Raw genomic sequence first — 16,940 nt, 5'->3', positions numbered from 1 at the left:
TCGGCCAGCGTCTGTTACACACGACGCTTTACTATTACATCATTGTTGTATTTATTGTGTTAAGGAATTTTAGAAAATTATTCCAGTAATCATCCTCTTGACAATCAATACACTGGAAAACATTTTTTCGACTTTATTAATGAGTTTAGAATTAATAATGCTAAAACTCCTCTAAAGGAGCAGGCTCAATTAACAGTACTAGAAGTAGTGTACAAAGTGGGCTTCAACTCAAAATCTTCATGTTATACTACATTTAAAAAGGAAACCAATGTAATGTTAATATATTACACCTAATCAGTCGATTAGGCGGTGTCCGATTTAAAGTCGAACTGTTTTTATTATTCAAAATCAGTCCGATTTTTGAAACTCGGACGTTTATGCAAGTACAAAGTTCCAGATTTGTTTCATCATTTAAAAATTAAAACAAATGAAGCTACAAATCAAATGGGCATTATTCCTTTTTTTCGTATTGAGTTTTGAGGTATGTTCCGGTCAATTCAATCAAAAAAAACCAATCAGGAGAACAGATTCATTATTGAATGTTTATAAACAGGAAAATGCTCCAGGCATGGCTGTTGCCATCATAAAAGACGGAAAAGTAATCTATAAGAAAACCCATGGGTTAGCTAATCTCGAGGATAAAACGCCAATAACAGATTCTACGGCTTTTAATATAGCATCGGTTTCTAAGCAGTTTACAGGATTTATGACTCTTTTAGCAGAGCAAGAGGGAAAGTTATCATTAGAGGATGATATTAGAATTTATCTGCCGGAACTAAGTCATTTACCCTATAAAATCACCGTTCGGCAGTTGGCAAATCATACCCATGGATTACCCAATTTTACTGAAATTAAAAAATTACAGGGTTTTGGAGATGAATTTAAAGTGACCAATAATGAAGGAGTACATACCCTTCTAGGAATTAAAAGTATAAACTTTCCACCCGGAGAGCAATATCAGTATAATAATACAGGCTTTACATTGCTCGCAGAAATTCTTCATAGAATTTATAAAAAAGATTTCAGTCAAATAGTAAAGGAATACATTTTTGACCCTTTGCAAATGAAAAATACTATGGCAATAGACAATCCGGATAAAATTATTCCAAATAAAGCAGAATCCTATCAACAAAAAGATAACCATTTTTTAAAGTTTCCTATCGGGCAAATGGTGGTTGGTTCATCCAATATATATACTACGTTGGATGATCTGTGCAAATGGGCCTGCAATTTCCAAAATCCAATACAGGGAAGCCATGAGCTTTATAATAAGATGCAAAAGAATACTGTGCTAAGTTCAGGCAGAAGCATAGAATATGGCTTGGGGTTGCAAACTGAAAAATATAAAGGCTTGGATATTGTATTTCATGGTGGGGGTACCGTTGGTTATCGTACTTATATTCTACATGTTCCTTCTAAAAATTTTTCTGTTGTTACGCTAATCAATCAACAAGATTTTCAAGGCTTATTGATCGCTTACCAACTTGTTGATTTCTTTCTTGCGGATCAGCAGATCCTTCCTGTTAAACCCCAAAAAACAGTATATACTTCATCTGAGCTCAAGCAATTTGAAGGAGTCTATGAATTTAATCCTGGAAATTATCTTGAAGTATCAGCGGTAGGAAAAGATCTTTATGTGGGTACATATAATAAGAAAGGGAAGGAGCTTTTAGAAGTAATAGGTGATAATAAATTTAAGATTACCTCTCTCCCTATTGCAAGGTTTACTTTCCATGATGGATTGATTAACTTCAGAATCGCTGATTTTACATATTTTGCAAAAAAAATAATCCTGAATCCCCCTAAAGTAGATAGAATAAGGTTGAATAAATTGGTCGGATTTTATAGAAACGAAGAATTTGATACCACCTATCAACTCCTCATTGAGAATAATAAACTGGTAGCCAGACATCCTATGAACGGTGATATTGAGTTATATCCATTAGACTCTACAAGTTTTTATTCAACAAAAGAATATTTTGGGCAACTTGATTTCAATTATGGTGAAAATAATGAGATCACCAAATTTATATTGTCCGGGGCAAATATTTTAAATATTGAATTTAAAAAAATAAAATAATCTTAAACTAAAAATCCAGCCTACTACATAGATTCATTCATTTATTAAATATGATATTTCAAAAGTCAAGACCACTTCATATATAAATATTGATCAAGCCTTGTGAAATTTTGTGTAATTTCACAAGGCTTTTTAATGATATAAATTATTATAAAATGGTAAAAAGAATTGTAGCCAATATAAAAACCGAGGACCTTTCAAAAGGAAACCTCTTTTATCAGGATATTTTAGAACTTGAATTATTAATGGATCATGGCTGGATCAAAACCCTTGGAACTGATGAAGATGCAAAGGTTCAGATCAGTTTTGCAGAACAGGGCGGTAATGAAACTGAAGTTCCGGATTTGTCTATAGAAGTTGATAATGTAGATGAAGTTTATGATAAAATGAAGAAATCAGGTTTTAAGATTGTTTATGATATTACGAATGAAGATTGGGGTGTCCGAAGATTCTTTGTAAAAGATCCATTTGGGAAAGTGATTAATATTCTTTCCCATCAGTAAATGTATATTCAATAAGAACGGACTTTAGTCCGTTTTCATGAAAAAAAATATAATCATCTGGCTTTAGCCAAAACCTAAATAATATATAGCCCTTAATAATTATGAAAGCAGAACATATTATTCCTGTACTCAGAATTTTTGATTATCAGAAAGCCCTTGAATTTTATAAGGATTGGCTAGGCTTTGAAATTGCCTGGGAGCACCGTTTTGAAGAAAATATGCCCGCTTATATAGAAGTTAAAAAAGGGAATATGATTTTTCATCTGACGGAACACCATGGAGACGCAAGTCCTGGAAGCAGTGTTTTTATTTGGGGAGAAGGTGTTGCAGATTACCATAAGGAACTCATTGACAAGAATTACAAATACAATCGCCCCGGACTTGAAAAAACGTTCTATGATGCCATTTCCTTCACTGTAAATGACCCTTTTGGAAATAAAATTATTTTCAATGAAAAGTTTGATGAAGCAAAACATGGGACTTTAAAGTTTGATGTGATTGAATAATCTCATTCGATTAATATAATGTATTCATATTATGTTATCAGCAATACATCAGGAATTTGAACCGCCTGAAGAACTTCGGGACAGTATAAAGTGCTTTTGGTATAACAGACGGGATTGCGAAGAATCATTATCAAGTTTTGAAGTGCTTCCTGATGGTTATGCGGAAATTATTTTCCATTTTGGAGGTGGATGTAGTATTTCTCATCATGGAAATATAGAAGAATTGCCATCTCCATTCATGATGGGACTTCTCAATCAACCTGCTGTTTTTCATGGGGAGCATCGTCTGGAGATTATTGGAATCAGATGTTATCCCTGGGTTGTTTTTGATCTGTTGGGGCTGGTGCCAGGTAAAAGTGAAAATGGGGTTCATCTGTTTGAACATCCTGTTGCCGGGCTTCATAATATTTTAAAAGAACATATTGCAGCAGGTAGAATAGACGATGCAATAATGATGGTAAAAGAATGTTTTATGGAAATACGGTCGCATGTACCTGTAGACAGTATGTTATTTAAGGCAGGAGAGGCTCTGAAAAAAGCAAATGGAAGTATTCCTGTGAATCAAATTGCTGCTTCCGCTCATACAACAGTTCGGACATTGGAAAGAAAGTTTAAACAGTCTTCAGGACATACGGTTAAAGATGTATCAGGGCTTATGCGTTTTGAACAGGTAAGAAATCACCTTTGGCTTTATCCGGACTCTAATATTGCAGGACTGGCTCGGGAATTGGGTTATACTGATCAATCTCATTTAAGTAGAGAGTTTAAGCGGTATACGGGAATAACGCCAGCAGTATTCGCCAGGGAAGTAAGAAAAAGAAAGAAAATACTGAAAAGTGATTTTGTCGCATTTATACAAGCATAGCCAATAGATATTAGTGAATTTTGTAGAGCAATCAAGACACTACAAAATTATGATACTAAGAGATAAAAAAATAGCAATCATCGGAGCCGGACCTGTTGGATTAACAATGGCTGTTTTACTCCAGCAGAAAGGAGCAGATGTAACCGTTTACGAAAGAGATAGAAATGCCGAGACGAGAGTTTGGGGAGGTACACTGGATCTCCATCAGGCCTCTGGACAGAAAGCAATGGCCAAGGTAGGGTTGCTTGAAAGGTATTATGCTATGGCACGTCCTATGGGAATAAACATTGCCGATGAACATGGTAATGTGTTATTCACCAAAAACATTACTCCTGAGAATCAATATGACAATCCTGAAATCAATAGAAACCATTTAAGAGAAATATTATTGGATGAGCTGGCAGTCAATACTGTAGTCTGGGACAGAAATTTCACAGGTATGGAAGAATATAAAGGGCAATGGTTGTTGCATTTTGAGAATCAACCGGACAGTATTGCGGATCTGGTCATCGGAGCGAATGGTGGAATGTCGAAAGTAAGAAAATACGTAACAGAAACCCAGATAGAAGAGACCGGAACCTTTATTATCCAGGGAGATATTCCCCAGCCTGAAATAAACTGTCCGGAATTTTATCAATGGTGTGATGGAAAAAGACCTATGGTGGCTTATCAGGGGAATTTATTAGTGGCAAATCCGTATAATAATGGAGCACTTACTTATGGGGTGATATTCAAAAAGCCAGATGAATGGACCTCCGGCAATATTCCTGATTTTCAAAATAAAGATCAGGTGGTTCAGTTTCTTTTAGAGAGATTTTCGAAGTGGGATAATTGTTATCAACAACTGTTTCGCTCAACTTCCTTTTTTGTCGGACTGCCAACAAGAATAATTCCATTAGACAAACCCTGGAAGAAAGACCGTATTTTACCAGTAACACTTATCGGAGATGCAGCTCATGTAATGCCGCCTTTTGCAGGACAGGGAGTTAATACAGGATTGATGGATGCAGTAATCTTATCCGATAATTTAACCGGGGGAACATTTGAAACCATAGAAGATGCTATTGCAGATTATGAGCAAAAAATGTTCATCTATGCTAAAGAAGCGCAAATACAGTCTGATAAAAATGAAATAGAGATGTGTGATCCAGGCTTTTCATTTACAAAATTCATCAGATAGCTGATCGTTTTAACGGTTTGATTACTGATTCAAATCATTAAAATTTAAGATTAATAATACTACCTTTACGTTTTCAAAATATAGATGAAACGTTCAGGAACCGCAGATTTACCCCTTCACTATGGCAAAGTACCGCCATGGCTGTATGAACGGATGTCTGTTCTTGGGCTTTCCATTGTAGAAGCTATTCTTGAAGATTATGGTAAAGATGAGGTGCTTCGCAGATTAGCTGATCCGTTTTGGTTTCAAAGCTTTGGTGCTGTTATGGGTATGGACTGGCATTCTTCAGGAATAACCACTTCGGTAATGGGAGCTTTAAAACGTTCCATTAATCCCAATTCCCAATCATTGGGTCTTTATATCTGTGGCGGAAAAGGAAAATTTTCAAGAGAAACGCCATCAGAACTCATTCAGATTGCAGAAAAAACAGGCTTAAACGGAACCGAACTGGTAAGAGCCAGTAAATTATCAGCTAAGGTTGATAATACAGCGATTCAGGATGGATATCAGTTGTATCTGCATAATTTTATCCTGTCCGACAATGGAAACTGGAGCGTCATTCAGCAGGGAATGCACGATTCTGACGGAACGGCAAGACGTTATCATTGGCATTCTGAAAATATAACCTCATTTGTTGAAGAACCTCACACTGGAATCAATGGAATTTCAAGAGGCAGTATATTAAACCTGACCGATTCCGGGGCAGCAGAAAACCGGAAGGGAATTCTTGATATTTCTCACACGGATTCTATAGATGTCATGAAAGATTTTTCAAGATTGATTCTTCCTGCTCATCATGATGTTCAGGCTTCAGACGTAGATCTCAAGCGTTTGGGTGCTCTTCTGTATGTTACCCGTGAACAGCAGCCACAGAATTTTGAAGATTTACTGATGTTGGAAGGAGTAGGGCCAAGAACCATGCAGTCTCTGGCTCTTGTGAGTGAAGTCATTCATGGAGCTCCGTCAAGATTTATAGATCCTGCAAGGTTTTCCTTTGCTCATGGAGGAAAAGATGGGCATCCATTCCCGGTTCCGGTTAATGTATATGATGAAAGCATCAGTATTCTCAGAAAAGGAATCGAAAAGTCAAAATTGGGTAATTCAGATAAGCTGAATACTTTAAATAAGCTTCATCAGATAGTAACCAAAGCTGAAAAAGATTTCACTCCGGATTTTGATATTCAGGAAGTTATTGAAGAGGAACGCCAGAACTCATGGCGCTTTGGTGGAAAAACAGTGATGGGTGATGCCCAAAAGCCTAATCCTCCTAAACCGATTCAGCTTTCTTTATTTTAATACGAAAATTTAGAGAGCTATCTATTAGTTTCTATCCAAAATCTAACCTTCTTTCACCATAACAACGAATATTGGTATAACCATTTCCCTCCAGTGGAGGGGTGTCAGATCTGTGATTTGACGGGGTGGTTCTCTCTCCCAATCATTTCCTTTTCATAAATATTTAAAACATTTGTTTAATTATTTATGTTTATCAAATCATTTTAAATTCAATATGGTATGTTATTTAAAAAATATTTTGTTTAATAATAATTACCCTTAATTCAATTAAAAATTTTAATTTTAAAGACTTAAAAAAATGACCTGATGACCTATAAATCCTTAGAAGTATGCTACGATTTTCCGTTTTTTCTTCAGGAAGAACTTGATGAAATATTTCAGGCTCACGAAAAAACATCCTTCCAAAAAGGTGATTTTATTCTTGAGGAAGGCAAAATGGCCAATGAGTATTATATTCTGGATAAAGGGCTGGCCCGTTCATTTGTAAATGATTTTAACGGAAATGAAGTCACAACCCACTTTTTTGTTGAAAATGAGGTGATTATTGAAGTTTTATCCATGTTTCAAAGAATACCCACACAGGAAAATATTGTATGTATCACAGATTGTGAATGCTGGAAGCTGGATTATGAGACTTTTGAGGAACTATTTCACAAAATTCCCAACCTTAGAGAATGGGGAAGAGCATGGATGTCTAAAGAGCTTTTTGATTACAAACAAAGATCCGTGGAAATGTTCACTCTCTCAGCTACCAGAAGATATCTGAATCTGTTGGAACAGAAATCTAAAGTCATTCAATTTGCTCCATTAAAACAGATTGCGTCTTACCTTGGAGTAACAGACACTTCCCTGAGCAGAATTCGCAAAGAATTGGTCTCTCATCCTAAGAAAATTTAAATCTTGCCCTATGACAAGTAGATTTTCATAACACCTTGGTAATTTTGGTTAAAAGTTTAACACCAAAATTATACAAAATGAAAATCAATCAGATCTATGTCAATTTACCCGTAAAAGACGTACAGAAAACCAGAGCATTCTGGACAACGCTTGGGTTTTCTATTAACGAACAGTTTTCAGATGATAAAGCAGTGTGTGTAGTGATGAAAGAAGATCATATTTACACCATGTTTCTGAAAGAAGATTTTTTTCAAACCTTTACCAACAGACCTTTTGCCAAAGGAGATACCACCCAGGTGCTTCTTGCTATTGGTGTAGAAAGCAGAGAGGAAGTAGATCAGATGGTAAAAGCTGCTCTTGAAAATGGAGGTTCCAAATACAGCGAGCCTATGGATCATGGATGGATGTATCAAAATGCTTTTGCTGATTTAAATGGACATCAATGGGAAGTAATGTATGCAGATGCCTCTCAAATCCCTTCCGAATAGTCTATTAATCCAAAATATCATATGAGAAATGGAAACAAAATCAAATGAAATAGAATTGGTGAAGCATCAGGTAGGAGTGACCTATAAAGTGATTCTTATTAATATTGAGGGAATTACCCATGAGGAATCAATGATTTTCCCTAATGGTGAAGCTAATTGTATGAATTGGGTATTAGGGCACCTGATTGATGTAAGAAATGGATTGTTAAATATTCTGGGAGAAGAATCACTATGGAATGGAGATCCATTTTCAGCTTACAAAAGAGGAGTTACTGCTTTAGAAAAGAAAGATGAATTTATAGATTTTGAAGAATTAAAATCCTATCTGAAAGAATCTCAGGAAAAATTGGAAACGAAATTAAATACCCTCGAAAAATTTAATCCTGAAAATATTAATGATATTGGAACGCTCTGTTTTCATGAGAACTATCACTCGGGGCAGCTGGGCTATATTCGTAGACTCTTAGGGAAATCCGGAGGCATAAAATAGCATGCCAGCTCAAAGATTGACACAAAAGTTAAAAAATAACATGGTTACTCCAAAAAATCTGCGTAATCTGTAAAATCTGCGAGAAAAATATCTGCGTCATTCAATTTTATCACAGGCAAAATCCTTGCGCCTTACAACACAACGCTTATCAATAATCTTGCGCCTTTCCAACCTTTAATCTCAAAAAATAAAATAATGGACACGCCAAAATCAAAAAAAATAGAAGTCATTATTCCGGCCTACAGAATGCACACCCAAGGCTTTATCAATGTTTTGGATGGCATTTCGGAAGAAGATGCTTTGAAAAGAATTGAAAACAAAACCAACCATATTGTCTGGATGGCAGGAAACTTTGTGAATATGCGCTACGGCTTAGGCGGAGTACTTGGTCTTCAGGAACAGGATCCTAATAATGACTTGTTCTTTCAGGGAAAGGCCTTGGACGAAAGTTTTAAATATCCAACGTTAGCTGATCTGAAGAAAAACTTTCATGATATTTCTTCAAAAGTATATCAAAAGTTATTGGAAGTTACAGACGAAGAGCTGGATGAAATTTTCGAAATCGGAATGAATATTCCTTTTGTTAAAGAAACCAAACTCAACTTTGCTGGAATGTGTATTGGGCGTGAAGATTATCTCTGTGGACAGATTGGTCTCATGCGTAGAATTTTAGATTATCCGGGAATGAAGTATGGTGTGGATGAAAACATTAAATACTAATCTATGAATCCGGTAGAAAAAGGATATAAGCAGGTTAACGGAATTCAGTTGTATTATGAAATTTATGGATCCGGTCAACCTTTGGTTTTAATTCACGGAGGAGGTTCTTCCATTCTGTATGACTTTAAAGAGGTTATTACAAGACTGGAAAGTAGATTCCAGCTTATTGGTATTGATCTCCAGAATCATGGACGAAGTGAGCACCGCGATATTCCTGAAACATTTGAACAGGATGCTGATGATGTAGCAGGGCTTTTGGCAGCCCTTAATATTGAGAAAGCCTCATTCTGGGGATTCAGTAATGGAGGGAATACCGTGATGCAGATTGGGAATCGCCATCCCAAAATCGTAAAAAAACTGGTAGTGGCTTCAGCATTTTATAAAAGAAACGGAATGATGGATGGCTTTTTTGAAATGATGGATGAAGCAACCTTTGACTCAATGCCGGAGCCCTTCAAAATTAACTTTCTGAACCTGAATCCTGACTTTTCTAAGTTGGAAAACCTTTTTGAGAAGGATAGTAAGAGAATGCAAACCTTTGTAGACTGGGGTGATGAGGTAGTGAGTTCTATACAATCACCAACCTTATTCATCAGTGGAGATAAAGATGTAATGAAACCGGAACATACCGTAGCAATGTGGCGTCTGGTAGAAAACTCACAGCTGATGATCCTTCCTGCAACCCATGGAACGTATATGATGGCTGATTTTGATGGCAGCCTCAACGAGAATTTAATCGACTTTACAACCAAAGAAGTAGAAATATTTTTAAATCACCATAATCACTAATTACACTCATTTTTTTCACACCAGGACATTGGTGCTATTTGTAAAATTATTTGTGTCATTGCGTTTAAATAAAACAATAAATAACATTTTAAAATTAAAAATCATGGCAAAATTAAATCCGTACCTGAATTTCGATGGAAAAGCTGAAGAAGCTTTCAGTTTTTACAAATCTGTTTTTGGAGGTGAATTCGTAGGAGAAGTTCATAAAATGGGAAATGCTCCGGGAACTGAAAACCTTTCTGAGGAAGAAAAGAACAGAGTAATGCATATTGCACTTCCAATCGGGAATGATCTGTTAATGGCTTCCGACATTGTTCCAAGCTTCGGACAGAAGTTAAATATAGGGAATAATAACTATGTTTCTATTTTCCCGGATTCAAGAGACGAAGCAGACAGAATTTTTAAAGGCCTTTCTGAAGGCGGAAACATAGAAATGCCTATTGAAGACCAGTTTTGGGGAGATTATTTTGGTAGTTTTCAGGACAAATATGGTGTTCATTGGATGGTAAATTATAATGAAGAATACGGGAAATAATCATATATTTAACTAATTATAACAAGGGGTGCCCGTTTTCGGGCAGCTCTTTTGTTCAATTAAAAAAATAAATTATGGATCCAATTAAAATAGACATTACCATTTTAGCGCCGGTAGAAAAAGTATGGAATTACTTCAATGAACCCAAGCATATCACAAAATGGAATTTTGCTCATGAAAGCTGGCATTGTCCCAGTTCTGAAAATGATCTGAAAGTAGGAGGGAAATTTAAGAATAAAATGGAAGCAAAAGATAAAAGCTTTGCATTTGATTTTGAAGGGGTGTATGATGAAGTAAACCCGCATGAACTTATAAAATATCACATGGAAGATGGCCGTAATGTGGCAGTGATCTTTGATATGATTGATGAGAATACCACAAAGGTCACTGAAATCTTCGATCCGGAGAAACAAAATTCTGTGGAAATGCAGAGAGAAGGCTGGTATGCTATTCTCAACAATTTCCATAAGTATGTTGAGAATCACTAAAAATATTTTTTGTAGCCATGATCAATTTAGTTATCATGTCAAAGAGTTTGAATTCCATCTATACGGTCAGCTATGATCCGGAAGACGATTTTCTTCTGGGAGTAATTGCAGTACCCGCCAGAAAGGCCTTGAAAAAGGAAAAGATAAATTCTTTGGAAAAGCTGTCAGATTATTCTGAAAAGGAAATTCTACAGTTACATGGTTTCGGAAAAAATGCGATGATGAAGCTGAGAGATCATATGAAGGAGCATCAAATGTGTTTTAAAGAAGCATAAAAGTAAAAAACACCTGGATTTTTTATCGTGTCGTTGCAGATAGATGAATGTAATTTTCTTTGAACGCAAGGACATAAGATTTCTTTTGCTTCATGTTTTTTATACTTATGATTTTTTTTACCATGAAATTAATAAGTGTCTTTGCCATTCTGAATAAAACAAAGTGTAATAAGGAATTTCAATATAGCCAGAACATTTTCTGAAAATTATAAACAATACAAAATCAACTATAAAATTTAAACTTATGAATAACGATATTTTCCCGTGTCTCTGGTATGACGGAGATGCCAAACAATCCGCAGAATTCTACTGTAAGGTTTTTGATGGTGAGATTACAGCAGATACTCCGGTAGTAATGAATATTGATTTGTTCGGACAAAGATTAATGCTTCTTAATGGAGGACCTCAATTTAAAAAGAACCCTTCGGTCTCATTTATGGTCATCTGTGATACAGAAGATGAGGTGCAGAAATATTGGGATCAGTTAGTAGATGGAGGGATGGCCCTGATGGAGCTTGGTTCTTATTCATGGAGTAAAAAATATGGTTGGGTGCAGGATAAATATGGAGTGACATGGCAACTGTTTTTAGGAGAAAAAGCACAGGAACAGAAAATAGTTCCTACTTTGATGTTTATTCATGAAAATAATGGTAAAGCAAAAGAAGCAATGGAGCTTTATACTCAAACTTTCCCCAATTCAAGCATTGGAAACATCCTGAAATATGGAGAGGGAAGTGAAGGGCATCCTATACCGGAACCGCCAGAAAATGTTCAGCATGCCAATTTTGTAATTGACAGATATTCATTATTCTGTATGGATAATTCTTATGATCATCAGTTTGATTTTAATGAAGGAATCTCAATGGTGGTTATGACAGATGATCAGCAACAAACGGATATGTATTGGAACGCCCTTACTGCAAACGGAGGCAGGGAAAGTATGTGTGGTTGGCTAAAAGATAAATATGGCTTCAGTTGGCAGATCGTTCCTAAAAGACTGATTCAGCTAATGAACGATTCTGATCAGGAAAAAGCATATAAAGTGGTGCAGGCTATGATGAAAATGCAGAAAATTATTATTCAGGATTTAGAAGACGCTTATAGTTCTTAAAGATATTTCGGCTTGTTGTTTGATGTTGTTTAGATAAAAGGTTTGCTTATGAAAACACAGAACAAATCACAATCTAAGTCTAAAGTCCCTAAAGATGGGCTATTCCCGGAAATTATCAGGAATGACTATCAGGGAAGCCGAAAGCTATTGAATAAAAAAGCTGTTATTTCAGGAGGAGACAGTGGAATAGGACAGGCGGTGGCTGTTCATTTTGCAAGAGAAGGAGCTGATGTTGCTATTGTTTATAAAGAAAGTGACGATGATGCTAAAGAAACCCAAAAATTAGTAGAAAAAGAGGGCAGAAAATGCCTTTTGATCAAAGGAGATCTTACCAGGAAAGCATTCAGAAATAAGTGTATTGATAAGGTTAAAGAAGCTTGGAAGAATATTGATATTTTAGTCAATAATGCAGGTATTCACACTTCAAAAAACAGTTTGGAAAAAATTTCTGACGAACAGATTCAAAAGACCTTTGAGACCAATATCATTTCTATGATCTCTTTTACTAGGAATTTTCTATCGCTGATGGGAAAAGGAGGCAGAATCATCTGTACAACATCTGTTACAGCTTATCGTGGAAGCAATCATCTGATTGATTATGCAGCAACAAAAGGAGCTGTACTGTCTTTTATCCGTTCATTGGCTGATAATCTTGCAGAAAAGAAGATTTTAGTTAATGGCATTGCGCCAGGTCCTATTTGGACACCGCTCGTAAAAGAAGCCTTTGACGACCTTTCAACCTTTGGGAAAGATACTCCGCTGAAACGGGCCGGTCAGCCATCAGAAGTAGCTCCGGCATATGTTTTCCTTGCCTCTAAAGATGCTGATTATATCACAGGTGAGGTGATTCATATCAACGGTGGAGATTTTGTCGGAGGCTAGTTCAGTATTTTATCATATTTATACTTTCAAATCCTCAAATTTATACCACTTAATACATTAAAAAAATTATGGAACAATTATCATATGAAATAGAAATTAATGCAGAACCAGAAAAAGTGTGGAGCGTCCTTTGGGGAGGTATTACCTACAGACAATGGACGACTGCTTTTACAGAAGGGTCTTTTTATGAAGGAGTATTGGAAGAAAATAATATCATAAAATTTCTTGACCCCAAACATAATGGAATGTACAGTCGGGTTGAAAAAATGATTCCCAATCAGGAAATAAAATTTCTGCATTTAGGGGAGATCTATGAAGGAATTGAAGTTGCTAAAGAATGGGGGGATGCAACGGAGTCTTACATCCTGGAAGAAAATGACGAAGGAACATTGTTGAAAACAGTCATTAAAACTCCAGCTGAGTTTAAAACATTTTTTGAAGAAAAATTCCCCAAAGCTCTTAATATTATTAAACATCTTTCTGAAAATCAGCTTTAAAGCTGTAGTGATAAAAATAATTCAAATCAACCACAAAAATTTATAATATGGAAACTCTATCGTACGAAACAATAATAGATGCTCCTCTCCAAAAAGTATGGGATATTCTCTGGGATCCTAAAACATACAGTGAGTGGACAAAATACTTTGGTGCCGGATCTTCTGTTATGAAATCCGACTGGCAGGTTGGTGGAAAGACCTATTTCCTTAATGAAAAAGGTGATGGAATGGTTTCTACCATAGACAGCATGGACGAACCCCGTCAAATTGTTTTTAAGCACTTAGGAATGACCGAAAATGGAGTAGAAGATACACAAAGCAAAGAGGTTATGGAGTGGAGCGGTTGCTTTGAGAAATATTTTCTGACTGATTTTGATGGAAAGACAAAGCTTCATACAGAAGTTCAGGTAGATAAAGAATGGCGGGATCACATGGATACAGGTTTTACAAAAGGATTGATGGTGGTGAAGAGTCTGGCAGAAGGAGTTAATCTTAGTTCAGTGTAGAGCTCGATATTCAAAGTTGTAGGCTTTGTAATTGATGTCTCTTGTATTAACTTTCATCTATCAATTCAGAAAAATATGAAATTATTAGTAATTCTTTTCGGTACATTTATATTAGCTTTACTGGGAACAATGGTATTTCAGGGAAAGCCGGATCTTTTATTTTCGGGAAATCTCGGGATGGCAGTCTTTATTGTATTTACAGGATTTTCCCATTTTAAATTCCAGAAGGGAATGGCAATGATGATTCCCGGTTTTATTCCTGCTAAAATCTTTTGGGTGTATTTTACAGGCTTTTTGGAAATCGCCGCTGGAATAGGGCTGATGATCCCTGCTATTCGTGAAACAACTGCAGTTTTATTGATTATCTTTTATATATTGGTTTTTATTGCCAATATCAATTCATCCCAAAAGAATATTAATATTTTTAAAGCAGATTACACAGGGCCGGGAATGCAATACCTTTATACTCAAAGAATTCCCATGCAGATTATTTTAATAGCCTGGACCTGGTACTTCGGAATGTATTTATAATGAACATGCAGGCAGTCTTCGGGACTGCTTTTTTATTTCGAAATATTCAAAAGAAATGTTAAATATTGTAACGTTTTATGCTTTTTGACTGTCTTATCTGTAAAGAATCTGATTTTTTATTGATGAGATATTGAATTGACGACTCTGTTTTTAACTTTAAAAACGTAAGTTATGAATCTAAATTCCAAAATTTTCGGTACAGCTTATATTGTACTTTCTGTTATTATGATTAACGCACAAAATTCCGCAAATAAACTTCCGGGAGATCCTACGCTTCCATCTACCAAAGCTAATCTTGAAAAACTGGTATCCTACGATAAAGGAACCTTCAAATATAAAGTAGAAGATTATTTTGCAAGGCCCAAAGCTTCAGCATTTAAAATTTCTCCTGATGGAAAATACCTTTCTTACAAAGAAAAAGATAAGGACAGCAAAAACCATGTATACGTTAAAGAACTGAACACGGGGAAGATTACTAAAGCTATTGTTGAAAAAGATGATCTGATAAAAGCCTATGGCTGGCTGAATAAAAGCCGTCTGTATTACACTCAGGATAGAGGTGGAAATGAAAATATCCACTTATACGCTGCGGATGTAGATGGAACGAATCTTAAAGATTTAACACCATTTGACGGAATCACCTTAGGAGAAATTATTCCTATAAAAGATTCCGACTTCGTTGTGGTTACGATGAATAAGAACAATAAGCAGATCTTCGAGCCATTTAAAATCAATTTTGTAACAGGAGAAATGACTCAGCTGTATGAAAATAAAGATGTCAACAGTCCTATTGACGGGTATATTTTTGATAAAGACGGAAATTTAAGAGGATACAGCGTTCTTGAAAACGGATTGACTACGAAAACGTATTACAAAGATTTACAGACTGGAAAATTTAATCTTCTGAAATCTGCAGACTGGTCAGATACCTTCAGTATTATCAGGTTTAATGATCATTCTAAAAATAAGGATGAAGCTTATGTAGTGACCAATTTAGATGGTGATAAAGCAAGAATTGTTTTGTACGATCTGAAAAAAAATGCTGTGATCAAAGAAGTATATGCTAACCTTGTATATGACGTAAGCTCAATAAGTGTTGCGGGTAAGAACAGAAATTACGAACTGGATTATGTCAGCTATGAAGGGCTAAAAGGAGAAACAGTTCCTGTAAGTAAGTTTTATAAAGAAATTGATGATCAATTAAAAGCGCAGTTTAAAGATAAAGAATTTGGTATTGTTTCCTCTGATGATAATAATGAGAAGCTTTTGGTAGTGGTGGGAAGTGATAAATTATACGGAACCTATTACGAGTATGATACCAAAACCAAGCAGACAAAACTTCTTTACAATCTTATGCCACAGCTGAAAGAAGAAGATATGGCTGAAATGAGACCTATCGAATTCAAAAGCAGAGACGGATTAACCATTCGTGGATATATTACGCTGCCTAAAGCAGCATTGGATGGGAAAAAAGTTCCTCTGATTGTCAATCCTCATGGTGGTCCTCAGGGAATAAGAGATCATTGGGGCTTCAACCCGGAAACGCAGTTGTTTGCAAGCAGAGGATATGCGACGCTTCAGGTGAACTTCAGAATTTCAGGGGGCTATGGAAAAGAGTTCCAGAAAGCTGGATATAAGCAAATCGGAAGAAAAGCTATGGATGATGTGGAAGACGGAGTAAAATATGCTATTAGCCAAGGTTGGATAGACAAAGATAAAATAGCAATTTATGGAGGAAGCCATGGTGGATATGCTACTTTAATGGGCTTAATTAAAACTCCGGATCTATATGCGTGTGGAGTAGATTATGTAGGAGTATCTAATATTTTTACCTTCTTTGCTTCTTTCCCTGAATATTGGAAGCCCTATAAAGAAATGGTAAAACAGATCTGGTATGACCTGGATAATCCTGAGGAAGCTAAAATTGCTAAAGAAGTATCACCGGTGTTTCAGATTGATAAAATCAAGAAACCATTATTTGTGGTACAGGGAGCCAATGACCCTAGGGTAAATATCAATGAGTCTGATCAGATTGTAAAAGCAATGCGTGCCAAAGGTTTCGAAGTTCCTTACATGGTAAAATATGATGAAGGACACGGATTTGGAAAAGAGCCTAACAGAATCGAACTGTATAAATCAATGCTGGGATTCTTTGCTGAGAATTTCAATAAAAAATAAACAGGCAATTTTTATAATTTTTGAAACGGAGGATGTAATGTCTTCCGTTTCTTTTTTGTCATTGTGAGCGTAGCGAAGCAATCTTTATAGAATTGGATGCTGAGGTTGGACAACGCAAGGAAG

The 16,940-nt window shown here is 35.9% G+C and carries 21 protein-coding genes; all 21 read left to right on the top strand.

Translation table 11 applies throughout. The features are described from left to right. The first annotated feature begins 66 nt into the window (after positions 1-66). The 21 genes from M2372_RS00810 to M2372_RS00710 all read left to right on the top strand — a co-directional run bounded on the left by M2372_RS00810 (position 67) and on the right by M2372_RS00710 (position 16,817). Positions 67-294 (top strand): helix-turn-helix domain-containing protein, encoded by a 228-nt coding sequence (locus tag M2372_RS00810; RefSeq protein ID WP_123318769.1) that lies wholly within the window; start codon positions 67-69, stop codon positions 292-294. 133 nt (positions 295-427) lie between these two features. Further along, positions 428-2,080, top strand: a complete 1,653-nt coding sequence (locus M2372_RS00805) for a serine hydrolase (protein ID WP_123318770.1) — start codon at positions 428-430, stop codon at positions 2,078-2,080. 155 nt (positions 2,081-2,235) lie between these two features. Next, a complete protein-coding gene (locus M2372_RS00800) occupies positions 2,236-2,583 on the top strand; it encodes a VOC family protein (protein WP_123318771.1) in 348 nt (115 codons plus the stop codon). 101 nt (positions 2,584-2,684) lie between these two features. Beyond that, entirely contained in the window at positions 2,685-3,089 is a 405-nt protein-coding gene (locus M2372_RS00795; protein WP_123318772.1) for a glyoxalase superfamily protein, read from the top strand. A gap of 31 nt (positions 3,090-3,120) precedes the next feature. After that, positions 3,121-3,954: an AraC family transcriptional regulator gene (locus tag M2372_RS00790; RefSeq protein ID WP_123318773.1), complete on the top strand. Its 834-nt coding sequence runs from the start codon at positions 3,121-3,123 to the stop codon at positions 3,952-3,954. Between the two features lie 49 nt (positions 3,955-4,003). Next, positions 4,004-5,134 carry an NAD(P)/FAD-dependent oxidoreductase gene (locus tag M2372_RS00785; RefSeq protein ID WP_123318774.1) on the top strand — a complete coding sequence of 377 codons (1,131 nt, stop codon included), beginning with the start codon at positions 4,004-4,006 and terminating at the stop codon, positions 5,132-5,134. A gap of 84 nt (positions 5,135-5,218) precedes the next feature. Next, positions 5,219-6,430 (top strand): DUF763 domain-containing protein, encoded by a 1,212-nt coding sequence (locus M2372_RS00780; RefSeq protein ID WP_123318775.1) that lies wholly within the window; start codon positions 5,219-5,221, stop codon positions 6,428-6,430. A 306-nt stretch (positions 6,431-6,736) separates the two neighbouring features. Beyond that, entirely contained in the window at positions 6,737-7,327 is a 591-nt protein-coding gene (locus tag M2372_RS00775) for a Crp/Fnr family transcriptional regulator (RefSeq protein WP_123318776.1), read from the top strand. A 77-nt stretch (positions 7,328-7,404) separates the two neighbouring features. Then, entirely contained in the window at positions 7,405-7,815 is a 411-nt protein-coding gene (locus M2372_RS00770) for a VOC family protein (protein WP_123318777.1), read from the top strand. A gap of 28 nt (positions 7,816-7,843) precedes the next feature. Then, positions 7,844-8,305, top strand: coding sequence for a hypothetical protein (locus tag M2372_RS00765; RefSeq protein ID WP_115972173.1), 462 nt, complete (start codon positions 7,844-7,846; stop codon positions 8,303-8,305). 195 nt (positions 8,306-8,500) lie between these two features. Then, positions 8,501-9,025 (top strand): DinB family protein, encoded by a 525-nt coding sequence (locus M2372_RS00760; protein ID WP_123318778.1) that lies wholly within the window; start codon positions 8,501-8,503, stop codon positions 9,023-9,025. 3 nt (positions 9,026-9,028) lie between these two features. After that, positions 9,029-9,814: an alpha/beta fold hydrolase gene (locus tag M2372_RS00755; RefSeq protein ID WP_115972175.1), complete on the top strand. Its 786-nt coding sequence runs from the start codon at positions 9,029-9,031 to the stop codon at positions 9,812-9,814. 103 nt (positions 9,815-9,917) lie between these two features. Continuing rightward, positions 9,918-10,349: a VOC family protein gene (locus M2372_RS00750; RefSeq protein WP_123318779.1), complete on the top strand. Its 432-nt coding sequence runs from the start codon at positions 9,918-9,920 to the stop codon at positions 10,347-10,349. A gap of 74 nt (positions 10,350-10,423) precedes the next feature. After that, on the top strand, positions 10,424-10,837 hold the full coding sequence (locus M2372_RS00745; protein WP_123318780.1) for an SRPBCC family protein: 414 nt from the start codon (positions 10,424-10,426) through the stop codon (positions 10,835-10,837). A gap of 17 nt (positions 10,838-10,854) precedes the next feature. After that, positions 10,855-11,112 carry a DNA-directed RNA polymerase subunit alpha C-terminal domain-containing protein gene (locus M2372_RS00740; RefSeq protein ID WP_165852265.1) on the top strand — a complete coding sequence of 86 codons (258 nt, stop codon included), beginning with the start codon at positions 10,855-10,857 and terminating at the stop codon, positions 11,110-11,112. Between the two features lie 244 nt (positions 11,113-11,356). Next, a complete protein-coding gene (locus tag M2372_RS00735; protein WP_123318781.1) occupies positions 11,357-12,223 on the top strand; it encodes a VOC family protein in 867 nt (288 codons plus the stop codon). A gap of 48 nt (positions 12,224-12,271) precedes the next feature. Further along, entirely contained in the window at positions 12,272-13,105 is an 834-nt protein-coding gene (locus tag M2372_RS00730) for an SDR family oxidoreductase (RefSeq protein WP_123318782.1), read from the top strand. 68 nt (positions 13,106-13,173) lie between these two features. Then, the gene (locus tag M2372_RS00725; protein ID WP_115972180.1) at positions 13,174-13,602 is read left to right on the top strand and encodes an SRPBCC domain-containing protein; all 429 of its coding nucleotides are present in this window, start codon (positions 13,174-13,176) and stop codon (positions 13,600-13,602) included. Between the two features lie 47 nt (positions 13,603-13,649). Beyond that, complete coding sequence (locus M2372_RS00720; protein ID WP_123318783.1) at positions 13,650-14,108, top strand: SRPBCC domain-containing protein; 459 nt, start codon at positions 13,650-13,652, stop codon at positions 14,106-14,108. A gap of 75 nt (positions 14,109-14,183) precedes the next feature. Beyond that, positions 14,184-14,639, top strand: coding sequence for a hypothetical protein (locus M2372_RS00715; protein ID WP_115972182.1), 456 nt, complete (start codon positions 14,184-14,186; stop codon positions 14,637-14,639). Between the two features lie 171 nt (positions 14,640-14,810). Continuing rightward, positions 14,811-16,817: a S9 family peptidase gene (locus M2372_RS00710; RefSeq protein ID WP_123318784.1), complete on the top strand. Its 2,007-nt coding sequence runs from the start codon at positions 14,811-14,813 to the stop codon at positions 16,815-16,817. Positions 16,818-16,940: the final 123 nt, after the last annotated feature.

It is taken from the genome of Chryseobacterium sp. BIGb0232 (assembly GCF_024810195.1).
GTDB lineage: Bacteria > Bacteroidota > Bacteroidia > Flavobacteriales > Weeksellaceae > Chryseobacterium > Chryseobacterium pennae.
The sequence above is the reverse complement of the archived record's forward strand: the minus strand, read 5'-3'. Positions and strand labels throughout refer to the sequence as shown.

Bases quoted from the DNA above. Each gene is read 5' to 3' on its own strand.
- M2372_RS00730 (WP_123318782.1), top strand. From the start codon at position 12,272: ATGAAAACACAGAACAAATCACAATCTAAGTCTAAAGTCCCTAAAGAT.
- M2372_RS00795 (WP_123318772.1), top strand. From the start codon at position 2,685: ATGAAAGCAGAACATATTATTCCTGTACTCAGAATTTTTGATTATCAG.
- M2372_RS00720 (WP_123318783.1), top strand. From the start codon at position 13,650: ATGGAAACTCTATCGTACGAAACAATAATAGATGCTCCTCTCCAAAAA.
- M2372_RS00735 (WP_123318781.1), top strand. From the start codon at position 11,357: ATGAATAACGATATTTTCCCGTGTCTCTGGTATGACGGAGATGCCAAA.
- M2372_RS00780 (WP_123318775.1), top strand. From the start codon at position 5,219: ATGAAACGTTCAGGAACCGCAGATTTACCCCTTCACTATGGCAAAGTA.
- M2372_RS00785 (WP_123318774.1), top strand. From the start codon at position 4,004: ATGATACTAAGAGATAAAAAAATAGCAATCATCGGAGCCGGACCTGTT.
- M2372_RS00725 (WP_115972180.1), top strand. From the start codon at position 13,174: ATGGAACAATTATCATATGAAATAGAAATTAATGCAGAACCAGAAAAA.
- M2372_RS00775 (WP_123318776.1), top strand. From the start codon at position 6,737: ATGACCTATAAATCCTTAGAAGTATGCTACGATTTTCCGTTTTTTCTT.
- M2372_RS00755 (WP_115972175.1), top strand. From the start codon at position 9,029: ATGAATCCGGTAGAAAAAGGATATAAGCAGGTTAACGGAATTCAGTTG.
- M2372_RS00750 (WP_123318779.1), top strand. From the start codon at position 9,918: ATGGCAAAATTAAATCCGTACCTGAATTTCGATGGAAAAGCTGAAGAA.
- M2372_RS00765 (WP_115972173.1), top strand. From the start codon at position 7,844: ATGGAAACAAAATCAAATGAAATAGAATTGGTGAAGCATCAGGTAGGA.
- M2372_RS00710 (WP_123318784.1), top strand. From the start codon at position 14,811: ATGAATCTAAATTCCAAAATTTTCGGTACAGCTTATATTGTACTTTCT.
- M2372_RS00770 (WP_123318777.1), top strand. From the start codon at position 7,405: ATGAAAATCAATCAGATCTATGTCAATTTACCCGTAAAAGACGTACAG.
- M2372_RS00740 (WP_165852265.1), top strand. From the start codon at position 10,855: ATGATCAATTTAGTTATCATGTCAAAGAGTTTGAATTCCATCTATACG.
- M2372_RS00760 (WP_123318778.1), top strand. From the start codon at position 8,501: ATGGACACGCCAAAATCAAAAAAAATAGAAGTCATTATTCCGGCCTAC.
- M2372_RS00805 (WP_123318770.1), top strand. From the start codon at position 428: ATGAAGCTACAAATCAAATGGGCATTATTCCTTTTTTTCGTATTGAGT.
- M2372_RS00790 (WP_123318773.1), top strand. From the start codon at position 3,121: ATGTTATCAGCAATACATCAGGAATTTGAACCGCCTGAAGAACTTCGG.
- M2372_RS00800 (WP_123318771.1), top strand. From the start codon at position 2,236: ATGGTAAAAAGAATTGTAGCCAATATAAAAACCGAGGACCTTTCAAAA.
- M2372_RS00715 (WP_115972182.1), top strand. From the start codon at position 14,184: ATGAAATTATTAGTAATTCTTTTCGGTACATTTATATTAGCTTTACTG.
- M2372_RS00745 (WP_123318780.1), top strand. From the start codon at position 10,424: ATGGATCCAATTAAAATAGACATTACCATTTTAGCGCCGGTAGAAAAA.